The 19,188-nt window shown below is 45.0% G+C and carries 17 protein-coding genes; 9 read left to right on the top strand and 8 right to left on the bottom strand.

Going from position 1 to position 19,188, the window contains the following annotated elements; genetic code table 11:
* Positions 1-24 precede the first annotated feature (24 nt).
* On the bottom strand, positions 25-930 hold the full coding sequence (gene rimK, locus F0228_RS00080) for a 30S ribosomal protein S6--L-glutamate ligase (RefSeq protein ID WP_004740040.1): 906 nt from the start codon (positions 928-930) through the stop codon (positions 25-27).
* A 602-nt stretch (positions 931-1,532) separates the two neighbouring features.
* On the opposite strand from rimK, the gene F0228_RS00085 reads away from it, so the two are divergent.
* Positions 1,533-3,317, top strand: coding sequence for an SgrR family transcriptional regulator (locus tag F0228_RS00085; RefSeq protein ID WP_116870928.1), 1,785 nt, complete (start codon positions 1,533-1,535; stop codon positions 3,315-3,317).
* Between the two features lie 41 nt (positions 3,318-3,358).
* Here F0228_RS00085 and F0228_RS00090 read toward each other — a convergent pair whose 3' ends face one another.
* On the bottom strand, positions 3,359-5,257 hold the full coding sequence (locus F0228_RS00090; protein ID WP_239937826.1) for a methyl-accepting chemotaxis protein: 1,899 nt from the start codon (positions 5,255-5,257) through the stop codon (positions 3,359-3,361).
* 279 nt (positions 5,258-5,536) lie between these two features.
* On the opposite strand from F0228_RS00090, the gene F0228_RS00095 reads away from it, so the two are divergent.
* Complete coding sequence (locus tag F0228_RS00095) at positions 5,537-6,598, top strand: MBL fold metallo-hydrolase (protein WP_061031306.1); 1,062 nt, start codon at positions 5,537-5,539, stop codon at positions 6,596-6,598.
* Positions 6,599-6,729: 131 nt separating this feature from the next.
* Here the strand turns inward: F0228_RS00095 and F0228_RS00100 are convergent, their stop codons facing one another.
* On the bottom strand, positions 6,730-7,164 hold the full coding sequence (locus tag F0228_RS00100; protein ID WP_061031305.1) for a MarR family winged helix-turn-helix transcriptional regulator: 435 nt from the start codon (positions 7,162-7,164) through the stop codon (positions 6,730-6,732).
* Between the two features lie 97 nt (positions 7,165-7,261).
* Here F0228_RS00100 and F0228_RS00105 point away from each other — a divergent pair, with 97 nt between their 5' ends.
* The 4 genes from F0228_RS00105 (at position 7,262) to F0228_RS00120 (ending at position 10,644) form a co-directional block, all read left to right on the top strand.
* The gene (locus tag F0228_RS00105; protein ID WP_061031304.1) at positions 7,262-7,753 is read left to right on the top strand and encodes a DUF2798 domain-containing protein; all 492 of its coding nucleotides are present in this window, start codon (positions 7,262-7,264) and stop codon (positions 7,751-7,753) included.
* A 34-nt stretch (positions 7,754-7,787) separates the two neighbouring features.
* On the top strand, positions 7,788-8,093 hold the full coding sequence (locus F0228_RS00110; protein ID WP_065584990.1) for a DUF3861 domain-containing protein: 306 nt from the start codon (positions 7,788-7,790) through the stop codon (positions 8,091-8,093).
* 206 nt (positions 8,094-8,299) lie between these two features.
* Positions 8,300-9,064 carry a hypothetical protein gene (locus tag F0228_RS00115; RefSeq protein WP_061031302.1) on the top strand — a complete coding sequence of 255 codons (765 nt, stop codon included), beginning with the start codon at positions 8,300-8,302 and terminating at the stop codon, positions 9,062-9,064.
* A gap of 221 nt (positions 9,065-9,285) precedes the next feature.
* Positions 9,286-10,644, top strand: a complete 1,359-nt coding sequence (locus tag F0228_RS00120) for a Na+/H+ antiporter NhaC family protein (RefSeq protein ID WP_061031301.1) — start codon at positions 9,286-9,288, stop codon at positions 10,642-10,644.
* Positions 10,645-10,766: 122 nt separating this feature from the next.
* Here F0228_RS00120 and F0228_RS00125 read toward each other — a convergent pair whose 3' ends face one another.
* Positions 10,767-11,327 (bottom strand): cysteine hydrolase family protein, encoded by a 561-nt coding sequence (locus tag F0228_RS00125; protein ID WP_105057960.1) that lies wholly within the window; start codon positions 11,325-11,327, stop codon positions 10,767-10,769.
* Positions 11,328-11,416: 89 nt separating this feature from the next.
* Between F0228_RS00125 and F0228_RS00130 the strand changes: the two genes are divergently transcribed.
* Positions 11,417-12,373, top strand: a complete 957-nt coding sequence (locus F0228_RS00130; protein WP_171761651.1) for a helix-turn-helix domain-containing protein — start codon at positions 11,417-11,419, stop codon at positions 12,371-12,373.
* A 108-nt stretch (positions 12,374-12,481) separates the two neighbouring features.
* A complete protein-coding gene (locus F0228_RS00135) occupies positions 12,482-13,531 on the top strand; it encodes an AraC family transcriptional regulator (protein ID WP_171761652.1) in 1,050 nt (349 codons plus the stop codon).
* Positions 13,532-13,548: 17 nt separating this feature from the next.
* Here F0228_RS00135 and F0228_RS00140 read toward each other — a convergent pair whose 3' ends face one another.
* The 4 genes from F0228_RS00140 to F0228_RS00155 all read right to left on the bottom strand — a co-directional run bounded on the left by F0228_RS00140 (position 13,549) and on the right by F0228_RS00155 (position 18,406).
* Positions 13,549-14,565 (bottom strand): alpha/beta fold hydrolase, encoded by a 1,017-nt coding sequence (locus F0228_RS00140; RefSeq protein WP_171761653.1) that lies wholly within the window; start codon positions 14,563-14,565, stop codon positions 13,549-13,551.
* A 124-nt stretch (positions 14,566-14,689) separates the two neighbouring features.
* The gene (locus F0228_RS00145) at positions 14,690-15,850 is read right to left on the bottom strand and encodes a multidrug effflux MFS transporter (RefSeq protein WP_061031345.1); all 1,161 of its coding nucleotides are present in this window, start codon (positions 15,848-15,850) and stop codon (positions 14,690-14,692) included.
* 263 nt (positions 15,851-16,113) lie between these two features.
* On the bottom strand, positions 16,114-16,497 hold the full coding sequence (locus F0228_RS00150) for a hypothetical protein (RefSeq protein ID WP_061031296.1): 384 nt from the start codon (positions 16,495-16,497) through the stop codon (positions 16,114-16,116).
* A 196-nt stretch (positions 16,498-16,693) separates the two neighbouring features.
* Entirely contained in the window at positions 16,694-18,406 is a 1,713-nt protein-coding gene (locus F0228_RS00155) for an RluA family pseudouridine synthase (RefSeq protein WP_061031295.1), read from the bottom strand.
* A 286-nt stretch (positions 18,407-18,692) separates the two neighbouring features.
* Between F0228_RS00155 and F0228_RS00160 the strand changes: the two genes are divergently transcribed.
* A complete protein-coding gene (locus F0228_RS00160; protein ID WP_008217356.1) occupies positions 18,693-19,145 on the top strand; it encodes an NUDIX domain-containing protein in 453 nt (150 codons plus the stop codon).
* The last annotated feature ends 43 nt before the right edge of the window (positions 19,146-19,188 follow it).

Genomic DNA, 19,188 nt, shown 5'->3' on the forward strand with positions numbered 1-19,188 from the left:
CAATCATGAGTTAACGGTATTCAATCAGCCCTTGCCACGAGTACGGTTAGCGTTTGGCTTTGCATTTTTTTCGATGAACTCGAAAATCATGTCTGCTACATCTTTACCCGTTGCTTTTTCGATGCCTTCTAGGCCTGGAGAAGAGTTTACTTCCATTACCACTGGGCCGTTCTTAGATTGTAGAATATCTACACCACATAGGTTTAGTCCCATGATTTTTGCTGCATTGATTGCTGTTGCGCGCTCTTCTTTGGTTAGTTTAACCAGTTGAGCAGTACCGCCACGGTGCAGGTTAGAGCGGAATTCACCCTCACCAGCTTGACGTTTCATTGCAGCAATTACTTTGTTGCCAACAACAAAACAACGGATGTCTGCGCCATTTGCTTCTTCAATGAACTCTTGAACCAAGATGTTCGCTTTTAGGCCCATGAACGCTTCGATAACGCTTTCTGCTGCTTTGTTTGTTTCAGCTAGAACTACACCGATACCTTGAGTACCTTCAAGTAGCTTGATCACAAGTGGCGCGCCACCTACGTTTTTGATCAGGTCTTGAATTTTGTCTGGGCGGCTAGCGAAACCTGTTTTTGGTAAGCCAATACCTTTACGAGACAACAGTTGCAGTGAGCGCAGTTTGTCGCGAGAACGACTGATTGCTACTGACTCATTGATACAAAAAGTGCCCATCATTTCGAATTGGCGAACAACCGCAGTTCCGTAAAAGGTAATGGAAGCGCCAATACGTGGAATAACAGCATCGTATTGAGGTAGCTCTTCACCCATGTAGCGAATCTTCGGATTGTTACTCGCGATATCTATATCACAGTGCAACGTGTCGATAACATCGACCTGATGACCACGTGCTTCTCCAGCCTGCTTTAGACGAGCGGTAGAGTATAGATTTTCGTTGCGAGAAAGAATTGCGATACGCATGGCGTTTCCTTAGTTAATACCTGATTGGTAACTGCAAATAAATTAGTTGTTAGCTGAGCTTTCAGTTTTTTCTGAGGCTCCTTGCTTGCTTCGGGGCGAACCTTAAGGCTTTTCGTTCAACTAAGAAAACGAATTAAATTTGTCGAGTCGACAATGGAAATTTATCGATCGTGTGAGCTATTGGTACAGCAGGCTTGAGAGGGGAATTGGAATGGAAAAGCGAGTTGAGACCTAACTCATATTGGGGGTAGGAGCATATTAGGTTGTACCCAACTCGCGTTTACTCGGTGCTAAAAAGTGTACTAATAACGCCAGTTACATAGATCTAAAAGTGTTCGTAGTGCTTCTCTTTCGAGCTTACTACAGGTGCTTTTTAGCTTGTTAAGATAGTATTTTCTCATGGTCATTACTCTCTCTGGTTAGGCTTTATTTACAACCTATGGTTTGTTGCTGACCCGTTCATTATGGATAATTAAGAGGAACTAAAAAACAGATGTTATTTTTATTGGTTGTTCCTGTTTTGGTCGCATTACACTACTTTTTGATGAATATGTTTTATAATGGGCTTAATTAGGAATAACTATCTTTAAAAGGTTCATTATTTGTCTGATCTAAACATGATGCGTTACTACACGCGGCTAGAGTCGTTCGAGCCAAACATTTCTCATTCAGTCACCCTAGCCGAAGTAGCGGATATGCTGTTTACAAGCTTGCGTCACGCTCGAACCTTACTTGGTAAGATGCATCAAGCTGAATGGGTGGTGTGGGAGCCAAAAGTTGGCAGGAATCAACGCTCTAACTTAACACTGCGTTTTAGCAATTCAGAGTTGGCGCAGCATGTTGCGAGTAAACTGATAGAGCAGGGCAAGTACGAAAAAGCACTTTCCATATTGGATAATGACCGCGCTGTGTTTGGTTCTTTACTGCAAGAAACTTCCGGCGCGACCATGCGTGAAGGGCTGCTGCACGTTCAATTAACCTATAAGCGTAAGTTTGAGGATTTGTTTCCGCACCATATACACCGCAGTAGCGAACGATTTTTGATCAGACAGGTTTTTAGCTGCCTAGTGACGTGTAATGGTAAAGGTGAGTTAAAGCCTGAATTAGCTCACCATTGGGAGTATGACACCGAGCAACTGGTTTGGACTTTCTATCTGCGCCCCGGTCTGACTTTTCATGATGGTCAGCCAGTAGATGCCAAGCAGCTGGTTGCTTTGTTTACTGCTTTACAAGCTCTGCCTTTCTATCAAGCTGAGTTAGATCATGTCGCTTCCATCTACAGTGAGCAGCCATTAAGAATCAGTTTTAAATTAACCCAAGCGGACACAGGTTTTGCGGGGTTGCTTGCTGGTGTTAAGTATTCGATTCAACCCGCCGAGCAAGTGATGCGTGAACCATTACCATTGAGCTCAATGTCTCATGCTGTGATTGGTACTGGCCCCTTCAAAGTAGTTGAAACCAATAGTGAGCGCATCAAGCTCTCGGCATTCGAACACTTTTACGGTTGTCGCTCTTTAACCGATGAAGTGACTATTTGGCAGTTTGAAGAGTCGATGACAGGCAGTGCACGATTCGATGATAGCCAGATGCAGGTGTCACCTTATGAAGACTCCTCCTGTTTTCACCAATTAGGGAAAAGCGACACAAAGCTGGTCTCGGCTGAAACAGACGGGCTTCGTAGCCGAATCGAAGATGGTTGTTTGTTTGTTCTGTTCAATCAAAACTCAGCAGTGAATCCGTTAAGCGACGAGCAACGTAAGTACCTATCAGCCCTTGCAAACCCTCAGGCTATTTTGGCGCAACTGGAGCAAAACCAAGGATTATTCAGTGTCTCTTTGGCTCAGAACATATTGCCAAGTTGGCAGAAGCTGTATCGAACGCCTTCCAGAGAGAGTGAGTTACCTAAGAAATTGAGTATTGCGGTATATAACTATTATGCCCTTTATCGGTGTGCCATTTCCGTGTCGGACATCCTGAAACGACATGGAGTGGAAGTTGAAGTGAATACCTACAGCTTTCGCGAGTTGGCGCAGCTTTCTCAGCGGGGCGATTTAAAAGAAGATTTGGTGCTGTGTAACCTGAATCTCGATGATAATGCGCCATCTTCGCTGTTCTCGTGGTTGATGAATGACCCTGTATTGCATTCCGCGCTCGGAGAGATGAACAGTGATTGGCTCAAGCTGCGCTTAGATCAGCACAAAGCAACGGTTGAATTACCGGATTACTTGGCTGAGCTGGAGCCTATTGCATCGACATTGATTTCTGATTATTGGCTAGTCCCGATGTTCCATCACTTACAAACTGTGCGTTTCCAAGGGATTCTTAAAAATGTAGCCATCACCAACTGGGGATGGCCAGATTTCAAGAATGTATGGTCCGCTGACTAACTTGAGTGGGAGTGGTCAGCATATTTCGTGTTCCATCTAAGTTAGCATTTGAATTGAGAAACCAAACTCGTTAAATGCATTGCTTTAGCGCGTAGGTGCTGACACTCCTGAGCTGTTTTCTCTATCATGCTATCGCTCTCTCTGGCTATTTCAGAAATGCCAGAGATATGCGGTGAGATCTCGTTGATGACGTTCGATTGCTGACCCGTTGCTGAGGCGATCTGCATGTTCATGGCATTCATCTCGTCGACACTATGAGAAATACTCGAGAGTTGTTGCTCTGAGTTGGAGGCTTCAACCTGACAATTACTGCCAAGGGTAGTGCTGGTCTCGATGGCTGTCACGGCTTGTTGAGAGCGTTGCTGAAGCTTTTCAATAATACCTCGAATCTCTTCGGTCGATGCTTGGCTTCGTGAGGCGAGAGTCCTTACTTCGTCTGCTACCACTGCAAAACCTCTACCTTGTTCGCCGGCTCGAGCGGCCTCTATCGCGGCATTAAGAGCTAATAAGTTCGTTTGCTCAGAGACACTGTTGATGACATCTAACACGGTATCAATGGAGTTCGCATCTTGAGCAAGTTGATTGATAATCTCCGTTGTGTCATCGAGCTGCTTGTTCATATGCTCGATGCTTTCTGAAGTGACAGAAACGGACTTTTGACCAATGCTAATCGCACTCGCTGCATGTTGTGCGCTATCGGCGGCACCATTGGCATTTTGTGCGATTTCGTCAGAACTGGCTCCCATCTCGTGAATGGCTGTTGCAACTTGTTCTATCTGGCTGGTTTGTTGCTTGATGTCTTGCTCCATCGACTGCGCCATGTGATCGACACCTTGGATAGATTCAGATATTTGGATACCCGTGTTTGAGACATCTTTGAGTAAATCACTTAGATATTGCACGAACTGATTGTAGCCTTTCGCGATTTGTCCTATTTCATCATGTCGCGAATCATCTAAGCGAAAGGTGAGGTCACCACCGCCTTTCCCTATCTGTTGTAATCGCTCAGCCACTTCTACAAACGGCAGTAAGAGCTTGTTGGTCGCCCATGCAGCGATCGGCGTATAGATGGCAGCAATGAGTAGTGCCATAAAGATGATGGTTTGGCTAAAACCATTTAATTCACCTAGTACGTCTTGTTTGGGAATCTGAGTAATCAGAGTCCAACCAATACCCGGCATCGCTTTAGATCCCAGGATCAGCGGCTGACCTTCGACGATAGCTTCATGAACGACAGTTTGCTTACTGCCGATTAACTGACTAGCTTTAATGCCTACAGAGTCTAGTGAACGTCCAATCAGGTTCTTATCTGGGTGAACCTTGATGATCCCTTGTCGATCGACAAGAAAAACAATACCGCTTTCTCCGACGCTATAGTTGCTGATCAATTGAGTAATACTTTCCAACGTTAAGCCAATGCCAGTCACGCCAATACGTTCGCCATTGCGAGTGACTGCATAGTTAACAAACAGTGCCGGGATTCCGGTGGCTGCATCAATATCTAAAGAGAGCTCAAATGGCTGATTTGACTCGATGAATCGATAGAACCATTGGTCGCTTTGTTCATTGGTAGAGATCGTTTTTAGCACGCCGTTATGGGTGTAGTAAGTGCTTGCTTCGTTGGAAACGTAATAGGCACTGATCGCGTTGAACTCATTTTTAACAGATTGAAGATAGGTTTGAAGCTCTTCTTGCGAAAGTCTGGATTGTTGCATTAAAGGTGAAAGCGTCATCATCTTTGATGCAAGAATAGGCGTTTCCAGCTTGAGATTGATTTCATTACTCACCTCGCCAAGTGACGCGGGAAGCTCTCTTTCAAAGGTTCTGTCAATCAGGATGGTTCGGCTTGATTGAAATGAATATATCCCCATCACGCTAATAATGGCCAGCGCAGCGATGATCGTCGCCAATATTGCTTTAGTTCGTATCGTAAAGTGCAATTTAGATTCCCTTCTAAAAACATTCAATTCCATTTGTAAATGTAATGTTAATTAAAACCTGACTTTCTGGTCAATAAATGAAGTCTGGAAATGAGTGCTGTGCGATATTTGTACAGTTTTAAGATGTCCACATTGGTCTTTGCTCGGCATACGGAGCGTTTCAGACCCAAATTCAACGAATAAAAATATTACACTCACTGGTTTACTTTTGTTTTTTGGTATGTAAACTAGCCAGTGTAGTTTTTGGGTTGGGCTTTCCCAACGGTTGAAGAGAGACTAATGAAAAAATATCTATTACCGATTTTAGGAGTACTTGCCGTGGTCGCTATCGTAAGCACAGGTTCACAATCAAATGACAATCTAGATAAGCTTCCGAAGAAGTTTGTTAACAGTGAACTGGAATACAAATCGGGTATGTCTGATATTTTTTCAATATTGAAAGCTTACGTGACCGTGGAAAGAAATGAGCCAGTACCACGCGCAGCACTGCCTCTAATACCGATGACAGCAGAACAGCTTATTCAAGAGCAAGAAGACGTTGCGTACCGCTTAGGTCACTCAAGCGTGATGATGAAACTGGATGGCAAGTTAGTGATGACCGATCCTGTATTCAGTGATCGTGCATCACCCGTGCAATGGATGGGACCAAAGCGTTTCCACCCAACACCAATTTCACTACAAGAATTACCTGATATTGATGTGGTAGTGATCAGCCATGATCATTACGACCATTTAGATAAAGGTGCGGTTAAAGTATTAGCCGACAAAGTAGGGACATTCTTAGTGCCATTAAGAGTGGGCGCACTGTTGGAAAAGTGGGGCGTGGATAAAGCAAAGATCATTGAGTTGAACTGGTGGGAATCAGCAATAGCTGCCGACATCGAGTTTACTTTGACTCCAACCCAACATTTCTCTGGTCGTGGCTTGCTTGACCGTGACCAAACCCTATGGGGTAGTTGGGTGATTAACGCTTCAGATAAGAAAGTATTCTTTAGTGGTGACTCTGGTTACTTCAATGGCTTCAAAGAGATTGGTGAACGTTTCGGGCCGTTTGATTTGACCATGGTAGAAACGGGTGCGTACAACTCACTTTGGGCCGATATTCATATGTTTCCAGAGCAAAGCGTTCAAGCGCACATCGACCTTCAAGGTAAAGTGATGATGCCAATCCACAACAGTACGTTTGATCTTTCCATGCACGACTGGCAAGACCCGATGGAACAAGCTTTGGCGATAAGTAAAGAGCGAGACGTACAGATGGTAAGCCCTGTGATGGGGGAACGTTTAGTAATTTCAGAACCAGTATCTGTGCAAGCCTGGTGGAAATTGGCATCAAACTAGAACGACCATTTTAATCGATGTCTTCATAGCGCGAATCTATAGAACCAGCTGATACACAAAACGCCACCAATCGTACGATCCGGTGGCGTTTTTGCTTTTTGAAACGAATGACTTGTTTGAAAGGGCTTCTTCTACTTAGCGCAATCTTCCAGATTCTTAGCCATTTTGTTGGCGACTTTTCGGAACTGTTCTAGTTCATCTTCGGCCATGCCTTTGGTCATTCTCTGCAGCATCTCTCGATCAATATTCGAGACCTTACCCATGATCTCTTCACCCTTATCGGTCAGAACCAATAGCTGGCTACGCTTGTCTTCTGGGTTTGGAGATTTCTTCACAAGCTCTTGATTGATCAACGCATTAACTAATCTCGTAACCTGCGCTTTATCGCGGTTTAAGAAGTGAGCGATATCGATAGCCGTACATGGAGACTTCTTAGTAATGATCTTCATGACACGAATATTCATGGGTGCGATCTCAGAATCTAAGCTCTCAATCTGCTCGCTCATTTGACGTTTCAAAGAGTGCACCAAGCGAAAGATGGATTCTAGCGATGTGTTATCAGACATAAACGATCCTCAGAAATGTAGTTGACAATATCAACCACTGTATTTATAGTTGACATTATCAACTTAATTATTCGTAAATTCAAGACAGGAAATAGATATGACGATTCAAGCAACACTAACGCCAACTCTTCCTGAGCAAAAAGGTACACCCGTTTTATATAAAATTTTGGTCATGATGAGCTTAATGCTAACCATTGGCGGCAGCTTAACGGCCGTGATGACCTATATGAATGTCGGGTTCGGTGAGGCATTCATTGGCAACTGGCTCTCTTCGTTAGCGCTAGTTGTCGTGATTATGATGCCAATTGGCATGGTGATGATGACTTTGGTGACTAAGTTGGTCGCTAAGGTATTGCCCAATTACGGCGAGAAAGCTCGCAACCTAATCGTGGGATTGATTATGGCGTTTATCATGGAGTCCATCATGGCATTTGTAACAGCGGCAAATAACATTGGATTTTCGGATACATCGGCGTTTACCAGTGGATGGTTTAATGGATTTATTGCCGCACTTCCCATTGGCCTTGCGATCATGGTCGTGATGTCGATGACGGTTAAACCTAAGCTCGAACGATTCATGAAGAGCTAACCAAAACACTTTTTAAGCATTTTAGGAGATCCACATGAAAGCATTCACAGGCAAACACAATAACTACCGTATCACTATCGAAGAAGTGAATATCAAAGAAGATCGTGAACTGCAAACCATGCAGTTTGAAATTGAAGACAGAGAAAATATGTTCGCGATTGTTGAGAAGATCAAACAAGACAGCGGCTTAGACGAGCAATCAGCAGCGCGACTAGGAGTGAGTATTCGCTTGCTAGGTCCATTGATGATGCAAGATAGAAAACACCCTCTGTTTGTTGATTTCATGCCTCACTTCAGAAACTTCATGCAGAATCTGAAGAAGACGTTGAAAGGGCAGTAAAGCCTAATCATCAGCAATACATCGAAAAGCCAGTAAGCAACTTACTGGCTTTTATGTTCTTTAAATCAAAATAATTTCAGTTGTTTGCGTCTAGAATATGTGAAAATTGAGGACTGAATTTTCGGTGGTGCATCGTTGTTGAATTGTCTATTCAAGCTTCAATAAATCCGATATTATACGGGTCATAAAAATAAAGGTGGTATTATATGACAAATGTATTTAGACAAGCGGCTGAAGAACTGCTAAGTCGCCGCGTTGCGGGAACCAAAGCACCAAGATTGAACGAACAGTACCGTCCGAACAACTTGGAAGATGCGCTAAAGATTCAATCATCAATGATCGATCTCAAGAGCGATAAAGTCGGTGGTTGGAAGTGTTTACTTCCTCTGGCTGAAGACAAGTTTGTTGTTGCACCTATCTTTTCGGGTAGCGTTCAACAAGGTGAAGTTTGCGAACTGTTTGCTGACAACGACGTAGTGCGTGTTGAGCCTGAAATTGCATTCACGCTTGCTAAGAGCCTGCCTGCAAACCAAGAAGGCTACAGCGAAGAGCAAATCAACGACGCGATCGGTTCTTGCCACATGGCACTTGAGCTAATGCAGTCTCGTTTTGCTGATGACAGCGGCGCTGAGTTCTACGAAAAGCTTGCTGACGGCCTAGTAAACCAAGGTTTGTTCATTGGTCCAGAGATTGATCGTGAAAAAGCATTCACTTCTGCTGAGATCAATATCGAAGTGACTCAAGGCGAACAAGTTCAAGCGTTCGCAGGTAAGCACCCAAATACATTACCACCAAGCCCTATCTACTGGCTGATTAACTACATGACTCGTCGTGGCGTTGATTTCCAAGCGGGTGAAGCCATTATCACGGGCTCTTACTGCGGTATCGTGGAGATCGGCTTCGATAAGCCGACGACTTTCCACTACGAAGGCATTGGTGAATACCAAGTGACGTTCAAACAAAAAAGCTAAACTAGCAAGCGCACTAAATAAGAAAAAGCGAGTTTCTGTGTAAACGCTATCTATTCTCGAAAGGCTATTTACTGGTGAGTAAATAGCCTTTTCTATTATGTGATGTTCAATGGTGTGCTTATTACTTTGCATTAAATTGGGCGTTTAGACGTCTAGACGTTGACAAGTCCTAAGTGTGACATTAGTCTGCTCTCCTTCCTGTTCTATTGTGTTGTCGTTCCATGTCCAATTCGAAAAATTCTAATGCGGTAATTGCCCCTTCGGCAGTGGCGCTTATCCCTCTGATCGTGTTCCTTGCGCTTTTTATCGGCGTAGGTACCTACCTGTCGCTGCAAGGCGTCGATTTTGCTTTCTATCAGCTTCCAGCTCCGATTGCGGCTCTACCTGCTGTGATGTTGGCGCTGCTGTTGAGCAAAGATAAATTGAACCGTGCTATCGAACAGTTCTTAAGTGGAGTAGGTCACAAAGACATTATCGCAATGTGTATGATCTACCTATTGGCAGGTGCTTTTGCAGCCGTTGCTAAGGCTTCTGGTGGTGTAGATGCGACGGTAAACCTTGGCTTGTCGGCGATCCCGACGAGCATGATCCTACCGGGTATCTTCCTAATTTCTGCTTTCATCGCAACAGCAATGGGTACTTCGATGGGCACCATCGCGGCGGTAGCCCCTGTTGCACTGGGCATTGCAGATTCTGCTGGCATGAGCATTCCACTGACAGCCGGCGTGGTGCTAAGTGGTGCGATGTTTGGTGACAACCTTTCTATCATCTCTGACACCACGATTGCCGCGACGCGCTCGCAAGGCTGTGAGATGAGAGACAAGTTTAAAGAGAACATCCGTATCGCACTTCCTGCTGCACTAATCGCGATTGTTATCTTTGCTTTTAACAGCACTGCGACTCAAGTGCCTGAAACGGGTCCAATCGAGTGGCTTAAAGTACTGCCGTACATCACTATCTTGATTCTTGCGGTATCAGGCATGAACGTGTTTGTTGTGCTAACCATCGGTATCTTACTGGCAGGTGGCGTTAGCTTAGGTTCAGTGGAGAACTACGGCTTAACGGATTACGCGCAAGATATCTATGCTGGCTTTGGTAACATGCAGGAAATTTTCTTACTGTCGATGTTGATCGGTGGTTTGAGTGAGCTGATGCGTCGCCAAGGTGGTCTAGCTTTCTTGACTAACCTAGTCAGTAGCATGATTCGTGCATTCGGCTCTTCACACTCTAAGCAAGCGAACGGCCGCGCAAGTGAGTTGGGTATTGCTGGTTTGGTGTCTATGGTCAACATGTGCACGGCAAACAACACCGTAGCGATTATTGTGTCTGGTAGCGTGGCTCGTCAATTAGCAGAAGAGAACGATGTATCTCCACGTCGCTCAGCAAGTTTATTGGATATCTTTTCTTGTGTGATTCAAGGTGTGTTGCCATACGGTGCTCAGGTATTGTTATTAGGTTCGGTATTTAACCTATCTCCGCTAGAGATTGTTTCTAACTCGTACTACTGTTTCGCATTGGCTATTGTTGCTATCGTTGCTGTGTTTATTAAGCATCCTGCGCGTCAAACTGCCGCAGCTTAATAAGAAATTGTTTCTAGTCAGAAGGCGCCTTAATCGGCGCCTTTTTTGTGCTTTTAATATGTAGACCGTCAGTTTAGGTGGCAATCACGAATCTGAGTGCTTACCACATAGGCGGATCTTGATTAAAGCAGCTTCTCTAGCTCGTTTGCTGTGGCAACGTTGCTATAACCAAAGCTAAGTGCTGCCATGAATGCGGCGTGAACATGTGCTGCCGGTACTTTAACGCCATTGAACTCCATATCCAGTGTGGTGCAAGCATCATGGGCGACGTGACATTCATAACCCAAGTCAGTTGCTGCGCGAGTCACTGCGTCAATACACATGTGGCTCATCGCGCCGACAATGATTAGCCTTTCAACGCCTTGTTCCTTCAATACTTTGTCCAGTTCTGTATCTCTAAAGCTATTGATCTGCTGTTTCACAATCACTGGCTCACCTTGCAGAGGTGCTACGCTGCTATGGATTTGAGCACCATCGGAATGTGGCAAGAAGAACGGTGCTTCATTGGTTGGAAATTCATGGCGTACATGAACAATTGGTCGTTTCTTATTGCGGAATGTCTCGAGTAATTGCGCGCCTTTTTCTGCCGCTTTTTCTGTTTCAGAGAGTGCCCATTTCGCGCCTTCGTATGAAGGAAAGTAGTCGTTTTGGAAATCAATAAGTAGTAGTGCTGTATTGCTCATAATTCATACCTTTGTTGTTAATGTCTTGTGGTGTAGGGATATTATGACTACTCTCTGTTTTTTAACGCACGTCAAAAATGACAGACTCTATGGCAATAGTGACAAAATCAGTAAAGGTCGAAATCATCGATTACCCAGGCTCTCTGCAGAGCGCTGTGTTCGGAGTAAAAGAGTTCCTTCAGATGGCGAACAGCCTTGATTCTGAAAGTGAAACGGTTCAGTTCCAGGTTGAGATCAAGCCTTATGGCGACTTATCGGTTTCATCGGGTAACTCAAATGAAGAGTCTAAAGCCGATATCATTTTATTGCCGCCCAACCTAGATGGCAGCTACTACCTAGAGCGTGATGATAGGCTAACGGATTACCTGATTGACTCTCATCAAAAGGGTTCAATATTGTGTTCAGCGTGCGCAGGCGTGTTCATTCTTGCTCAAACCGGATTGCTAGAAGGGCGAACCGTCACCACGCACTGGCAAGCTCAACAACTGTTTTCGGAGCTCCATACTGGAATCGAAGTGGATATCGATAAAATTCTGATCGATGACGATGACATCATTACTGCTGGTGGTTTGATGTCGTGGATGGATTTGGCTCTGTTTATCCTGACTAAATACACGACGCCAACCAATACGCGTAATTTGGGTAAATATCTGGTGTTGGATACGGGGCTGAGAGAGCAGCGCTACTACCAAAGTTTTGTGCCTAACTACGCTCATGGGAATGACAAGATTGTGTCTGTGCAGCGCTTTATTCAAAAGAATCACCACCTTCCTTTGACACTCGATCAATTGTCGGAGGAAGCCTTCATGACGCGACGAACCTTTATTCGACAATTTACCAAAGCGACGACCTTGACTCCGATTAACTATATTCAACATGTGCGTGTTCAAAGCGCGTGTGAGCTACTGGAAAGTTCCCATAAGCCAGTAGAACAAATCAGCTACTTAGTTGGGTATGAAGACGTCAATAGCTTCCGAAAAGTCTTTATGAAAATCATTGGTTTAACACCATCAAGGTTTCGCTCTAGATTTTTGTCAGAGGAATGATTTACCATAGATTGATATTCAATATGTATCACTGGTTCGCTCACTTACTTCGCTAATGAAGTGCTTTGAAGAGGAAGTGATCTTTTCTCGAACTTAAACGGACTGTTGATGCTTGCCATTCCTTTACCATTTGTCGCTGCGCTGTTGTTATTGATGACAGGTGTGCTGCTTCGATGCCGTTACTCACAAACCAGTCAAAAGCCATTTTGGTTTATCATTCTCTGCGCGTTAATGGTTACGGTGGTAGGCCTGCGGTGGACGTTTGATATTGCGTTGTTTCGCTTCTTACAACCCATTCTCGGTGCCTGTGTTCCTGTGGCGGCTTGGCTCTGTTTTTCGGGAGCTCATCGAAGCCAACCTAGTGCACATTTGCATTGGCTAGGCCCGATTGCTGTTTTAGTTGGCTCACTTTTCTACACGCACCTCTGGGCGGGAACCCTTGATGTATTGCTGATTTTGCTCTATCTCGGCTATGGTGGTTTGCTGTTGAAGTCGTCGAGCACCGTACCGGAACAAGTGCGGCTAACCGATATCTCGAAAGTGTTGGTTGCTGAACGGGTTGCAGGTGTAATGCTACTATTCTCCGCTTTGGTAGACAGTGTGCTCTCTTACGATATCTTGCTGTTGAACGCGCAGCACACCAACCTGATTTTATCGATTAGCTATCTGGTTCTTATTCCAGCCATTGTGTCCGCTGTGATGGTGGTCAGTATTAGCACGCCTACCGAAGAAAAAAATCAGCAAGCGCAGGTTTTCTCTCCCATGTCACAACGCTCGCCAGAAGAGGCGAGCAGCTTAGATAAAGACCAAGCTGAAGAAACTGCTCAGATCATGGCTAAGTTCGATGCATTGATGAGTGAGCATCAACTGTTTAAAGATCCTGACCTGTCTCTCAATCGCTTGGCACGAAAGCTAGGTATTCCTGCTCGCAAGATATCTTCTGCAGTTAATCAAACTCACCAACAGAACATTTCGAAGGTGATTAACGCCTATCGAGTTGAGTACGCTAAGGCGCTCCTGAAGCAAACGGATGAAGCGATAACTGACATCTTCCTTAGTTCAGGCTTTCAGACTAAGTCTAATTTCAATAGGGAGTTTTCAAGGATTACTGGGCAAACTCCAAGTGAGTTTCGAAGGTCACCACAAGTGTTAGATTGAGTGTGTTTGCTTTTCGTTTATCGATTCAGAAAGCGAACGATGTTATTGAAGAAGAGTTTATGTAACTGGTCGCGTGATGTGCCAATGCCATCTTTACAAATAATGCCATCGCCTGGTACCTCTTCATTAAGCAAAGGTATAGCTCCGGGTTTACAGCCTTGAACGAAGCTGAAATGGGTGGCGTTTTCATAGACCTTGTAGCGTCTAGAGTTCAGTGGCATGTGCTCGGCAATATAGCCAGACTCCAATGCCTGAGGAAGATCTCCTATATCGATCCCAGCAGCCAGTATTAAAGTTGGTACTGTGATGCCATTTAAGCTGCCGACTGAAAAGCTACGAGCAAGCCCTAAATCAAGGCTGACTACACGTTGAATTCTTGGGTCTGAAAGATCTTTATTGTTTGATTCTTTAGCTTGGACTTTGGATAGCCCTAACTCTTCGGCAAGCCCACAAGTTCTTGGGTTGGGGGATATGAGACAATTCGCCTCAAAGGTTTGCCTATCCATTTTCGCTCCCGCCAATTGCATCACAGTCCAACCACCCAATGAATGCCCGATCGCGGTAATATTGTCGACGTTAGCAGACTGCTTCCACGAGGTTTCGGATAACAAATAGTCCAGCATACGCGATATATCTCGGGGTCTTTCCCACCACTTTGCTGCTTGTTCTGGAGACTGGTCGAAAGAGGTGGTACCCGGATGATCGGCGGCGGCCACGATGTAGCCACGACTCGCAAGTTTGGTCGCCAACCAGTTTTGGTTTCGCCAATTTCCTCGATAGCCATGCGATAAAAGCACCACAGGAAAGGTACCTGATTGAACCTCCCCATCCCTGATGACTTGCGTACCGATGAAAGCGGGGTTATCGCCAATCAAGGTTGTGTCTGATTTATCTGATGTGGGATACCAAATGGCAGTATTTAGCGGGCGATTAGGGTCGTCAGTTAAGGTGACTTGAGTGAATCCGACATCGAACGCGACGGCAGAATTGCAAAGAAGAAGTAGGGGTATGAACAGTAAATGTGTCCAATTCATGGTATTAACTCCAATTGAGGTGATTGGAGTTAATATGCGCTAAGGCTAGGTATCACGAGACCTCGAACACGATCGAGGACGCCCTAAATCGTGTTTAAGTACAAGATTAGATATTGGAACAACCTTAATTCAGCTTCGTCGTCACATACTCTTTGTTTCTAACCATTAGCCACATCAAGCCACCTAGGGTGCCGACGGATAATTGGATAAAGCCGAGGTTTTCAATTAACGAGTCTGGGCGGATTGAAACCAAGACCATGCCAAGTGAGCCACAGATCATGCTAAAGAACTGAATCAGTGCAACTGCAGAGCCTGTGTCGTGGTCTTGCTGGTTCAGCATCAAGTTAGTGCCGGGTACTCGCATGATGATCGCCATCAGTGTCGCTGGTGCAGCGATGAACATGAAGAACCAAGGGGACAGGTCACCAATAGTTAGGGTGAAGATGCCCGCAAGCGCCAATAAAGCAAAACATCCGGTGATGACTTTTTGAACTGGCATGCGATAGGACAACTTCATATAAATGGTTGGCCCGAATGAGGCGCACAATGCGTTGAATGCGAACGCGTAACTGAATTGTTGTTCGGTGAGTCCGAAGTCATTGATGTAAATGTACGATCCTGCAGCTAGAAAGCCCATCAGCGCCATTGGTGTGATAGAGAAAATAACCAGTAGCTTGACGAACGAGCGGTTTTTCATGACTACGCCCATTCTTCCCCATGAACGGAACATAGAACCTTGGTACTTGGTTTCAAGTGTTTCTCGATAGCAGAACGCTAATACTGAGGCGAATGCGCCAAAAATCGCGAGAGTGACGAACATCATTCTCCAAGATGCGATCTTTAACAGGAAGGCACCAAATACAGGCGCGACCATGGGTGCGATAATCACTAGTGACATGATAGTCGCCATGATCTTTTCACGTTCACGACCTTCATAAAGGTCTTTCACAATGGCGGTGGCAATAACCGTGATGGCACTGCCCGCAAACGCTTGGAAGATACGAGCACTTATTAGCTGTTCGATGCTGTGAGTCATTGCACACAATATGCTCGCCACCATATAACTCGCCAAGCCAATCAATAGAATCGGCTTACGGCCAAATTTTTCACTGAGTGGTCCCCAGAATAACAGGCCGACTGCATAGGTAACGAAGTAGCTGCTTAGGGTTAGGTTGACCATCGATTGATCGGTATTGAACACCTCGACCATTTGCGGAAGTGCCGGCAAATAAAGATCGATGGTTAGCGGAGGAAACGCGCTGATAATCACGAGGAAAAATAGCATACCGGTCTTACCCAGTACTGGTTGTGGTTTCTTCAAGGTCTCTCCCCGTTATCCAAGAAAAGATTTCTAATGGATGTAATGTTGTGTTTCAGAAGGCGTAGACACATCAAACATGAAGAATGGACTCGCTAAAGAAGGTAGCGAAAGCCTCTGAGATATTGTCTGACTGCTAAATTGTATTACAAAACATTATCACTCTTATAGTTAATAACTTCAACCAGTTAGTGATAAGTGTTGTCGGTAATATTTACCTTCTGAACTTGTTATCTTTTTCTCGGACGCTTTTCTACGAGCCCGTTTCTTTCTAAGCCACGTCTTACACTGCTGCATAGCTTACCGAAGCGACGCAGTTCTTCGAAGTTTGGCCCTTGTCCCATTGAGATACTGTGTTCCCAGTACATCAATTCTGTGTCGACCATCTCTAGCAGTTTCTTAGAGCAACCCGAGCAGTTTCCTTTTGGCCCACAGATAAACGTTTCTGATTCGTATAGAGGGAGTTCGTTTTTCACTTCTTCGATCAGATTTAACATGGCCGAATTCAGATCCGGTTTTCTGGTCGTAATTGTTTTTAACTCTTTTGGTGTTTGAGCAGCAATCAAAGAAGATGTCTGAGTATTAGGGTGTAAATTCAAAGCAGCTGATGACATATCAAAGGCCTCAAGGAAAGTTGAAGAGGGGCATCCTACGCCTCACAACAAAATGAACCTTGATGTAGTGCAATAAGCGTGGCGATATACCCGAAAGAGGTAGGAGAAACAAGCGGGTGAAAATAGAGGGAAGTGAACGGAGGAGCCACAAATGGTGTGACTCCTTATCATTAAGGCTCGTTATTGATGATAGCCTTTAGAACTCTGCATCGAACTGGAATTCCATCCACTCTTTGGTGATTGGGTGGTGCAGTGCGAGCCTTTCTGCGTGTAGGTGAAGACGGTCAGCTTTGTTGCCATACAAGCCATCACCGACGATAGGCATATGAAGCCCTTCTTCATGTGAACAGTGAACACGTAACTGGTGTGTACGCCCTGTTTTAGGGTGCAGGTAAACCTTAGTGGTTTGCTCGTTTCGCTCAATCACTTCCCATTTGGTTTCTGCAGGTTTACCATGTTCGTAGCAGACAATCTGACGAGGGCGGTCATACAAATCACCACGCAGTGGCAGTCGAACATAGCCTTCATCTTCTGCTAGAACGCCTTCAATCATTGCGACATATCGCTTCTCGACTTCACGAGTAATGAACTGCTTCTGCAAGCTTTTGTTTGCACGTCGAGTGAGGGCGAATATCAGAATGCCAGAGGTCGCCATGTCCAAACGGTGGATCACGAACGGCCCTTCCACATCGGGATGCATTTCCTGAACGCGAGTGTAGGCGGAATCTTTGATGGTTTTACCTGGTACGGAAAGAAACCCTGCCGGCTTATGAACCACAACAATGTGCTCATCTTGGAACAGAATATCGAGCTCTTTGCCTTCCGCTGGGTTCTCTAATAGTGGATTTGGATCCACTTCAAGACCTTTCATCATATGACCAAGGATCGGTACACATTTGCTTTGGCAAGAGGCGTAGTATTTCTTGTGTTTGCGGATCTCTGATTTCGGTGAGCGCCCCCACCAAAACTCAGCCAGTGCCAATGGTGTGTAACCGTTCAAGTACGCGTATTGAAGCAATTTAGGGGCAGCACATTCGCCAGAGCCTGCTGGCGGTATCTTGTTTGGCGTGTTTTCAAAGATTTGGTTAAGGTCTTCAACGTTTCCTTCCGCATTTTGGAAAGCGTACTGTGAAAACAACTTGTGTTGGAGCTGATGAGAAATGTGTGCTCTTTGCTCTTTGAGTTCAGCCAATTGAGTTTTAAAGACATCAACTTTGCCTTGAAGCTCATTTAGGGTCTGTTCCCAGTTGAGTTTAAGGTACTTCTGCTGATTCTTGTCGGCTACACTGGCTTTGTTTAGCTCGTTATTTAGCTGCTCGAAAGCCTGCTCATCAAGGTTTGCTTTGCCTTGTTCACGTTGCGCTTTACGTGTTTTGCGGCCTTCAATGATCAACAAGCGTTGAGCTTCAATCTCTTGTTCTGCCTGCGCTTTTTGCTGTGTTAATTGTTCACACAACTCTAGATATTCTGCGTTAGCTTGCAGTGCTTTGAATTTTGCATTCACAGCCATCATGTCGGCTGTATCTTGATGGAAAAAACTGTCGCTGCTTAGCATGTCAAATACTGGTGGCACAAAGTGGGGCAGTAGATTTTGGTCGGCGATTTTCCCAGAGAAAGCAGAGAAGTAACCAAGTTCACCTTCAGGGCTTTTCACCAGTAATACACCAAACATTTTGCCGCGACCTTCATCAGAATCTAGCCCGAAGTCGTGTTGCCAGTCGGTTTGTGTTTCTAGATGCTGTTGAAGCTGTTGAGATGCGATTTCACATAGTGGGTGTGGTTCGTAATAAAACGGAAAGGTGAAACGCTCTGGCAACGAATATGACTCGATCGGCTGTTGAAAGCGAGTGAAGCAATGCTCAGGTGTGTGGCTGTTTTCTGAGTCGTGTGCGGAGTTTGATGAGTGCATATAGTTGTCTTACTTTATGTTGATAAATGACTGTGGGCCTATGGCCGATGCTTTGAGAGCATAAATACAGTATAAGGCGGCGATTCTACTCTTTATCGAAAAGCCTCTCAAATAAGAAATAGCGCCTTCGCTTGTAAGAAGTGACATGATTACCTGCGCAATGCTCAAGTGTTCAGGCAAACAATACAAATTAATGATTGGTCTCTCGTTTTTCATTCCAAGAGACGTTTTTGATAAACGAAGGGTGCTAGGCTTGCACGTTTGGTGTTCAAGATAAGGTAACGTTATGATTCCACTCAATACTTCGATTGTGGCTGGTGTCGCTCTTTCTGAGATCGACGGGCAAACAAAAATGCTATTAATGAAGCGTGTGAAAGGTGGGTATTGGTGCCATGTTGCAGGCTCGATCGAAGCGGGTGAAACTGGCTGGCAGGCAATCGTGCGTGAGTTTGAAGAAGAAACCAAGATTGAGGCAAAAGCGCTGTATAACGCTCAATTTCTAGAGCAGTTTTACGAGGCTAACGTCAATGTGATTCAACTCATTCCAATATTTGCCGTGTTGTGCCCACCTAACCAAGCGGTAGAGTTGAACCATGAGCACACTGAGTATCGTTGGTGCAGTTTAGAGGAAGCGAAAGCGTTGGCACCATTCCCTAACCAACATGCGGTTTACGAACATATCTGGTCATACTTTGTTGATAAGCCTGCAAATCCACTCTATCGAGTTAAAGTGGATTAGGTTCCGCTTGTTTAGTGATAAGTCGGTCGTTGTCTAGGTAGGC

Source organism: Vibrio sp. 99K-1 (assembly GCF_013114585.1).
In the GTDB taxonomy this organism is placed as follows: domain Bacteria; phylum Pseudomonadota; class Gammaproteobacteria; order Enterobacterales; family Vibrionaceae; genus Vibrio; species Vibrio chagasii_B.

Coding starts and splice junctions, on each gene's coding strand:
- rimK (WP_004740040.1), bottom strand. CDS start 930: ATGCGTATCGCAATTCTTTCTCGCAACGAAAATCTATACTCTACCGCT.
- F0228_RS00095 (WP_061031306.1), top strand. CDS start 5,537: ATGAAAAAATATCTATTACCGATTTTAGGAGTACTTGCCGTGGTCGCT.
- F0228_RS00100 (WP_061031305.1), bottom strand. CDS start 7,164: ATGTCTGATAACACATCGCTAGAATCCATCTTTCGCTTGGTGCACTCT.
- F0228_RS00105 (WP_061031304.1), top strand. CDS start 7,262: ATGACGATTCAAGCAACACTAACGCCAACTCTTCCTGAGCAAAAAGGT.
- F0228_RS00110 (WP_065584990.1), top strand. CDS start 7,788: ATGAAAGCATTCACAGGCAAACACAATAACTACCGTATCACTATCGAA.
- F0228_RS00115 (WP_061031302.1), top strand. CDS start 8,300: ATGACAAATGTATTTAGACAAGCGGCTGAAGAACTGCTAAGTCGCCGC.
- F0228_RS00120 (WP_061031301.1), top strand. CDS start 9,286: ATGTCCAATTCGAAAAATTCTAATGCGGTAATTGCCCCTTCGGCAGTG.
- F0228_RS00125 (WP_105057960.1), bottom strand. CDS start 11,327: ATGAGCAATACAGCACTACTACTTATTGATTTCCAAAACGACTACTTT.
- F0228_RS00130 (WP_171761651.1), top strand. CDS start 11,417: ATGGCAATAGTGACAAAATCAGTAAAGGTCGAAATCATCGATTACCCA.
- F0228_RS00135 (WP_171761652.1), top strand. CDS start 12,482: ATGCTTGCCATTCCTTTACCATTTGTCGCTGCGCTGTTGTTATTGATG.
- F0228_RS00140 (WP_171761653.1), bottom strand. CDS start 14,565: ATGAATTGGACACATTTACTGTTCATACCCCTACTTCTTCTTTGCAAT.
- F0228_RS00145 (WP_061031345.1), bottom strand. CDS start 15,850: ATGCTATTTTTCCTCGTGATTATCAGCGCGTTTCCTCCGCTAACCATC.
- F0228_RS00150 (WP_061031296.1), bottom strand. CDS start 16,497: ATGTCATCAGCTGCTTTGAATTTACACCCTAATACTCAGACATCTTCT.
- F0228_RS00155 (WP_061031295.1), bottom strand. CDS start 18,406: ATGCACTCATCAAACTCCGCACACGACTCAGAAAACAGCCACACACCT.
- F0228_RS00160 (WP_008217356.1), top strand. CDS start 18,693: ATGATTCCACTCAATACTTCGATTGTGGCTGGTGTCGCTCTTTCTGAG.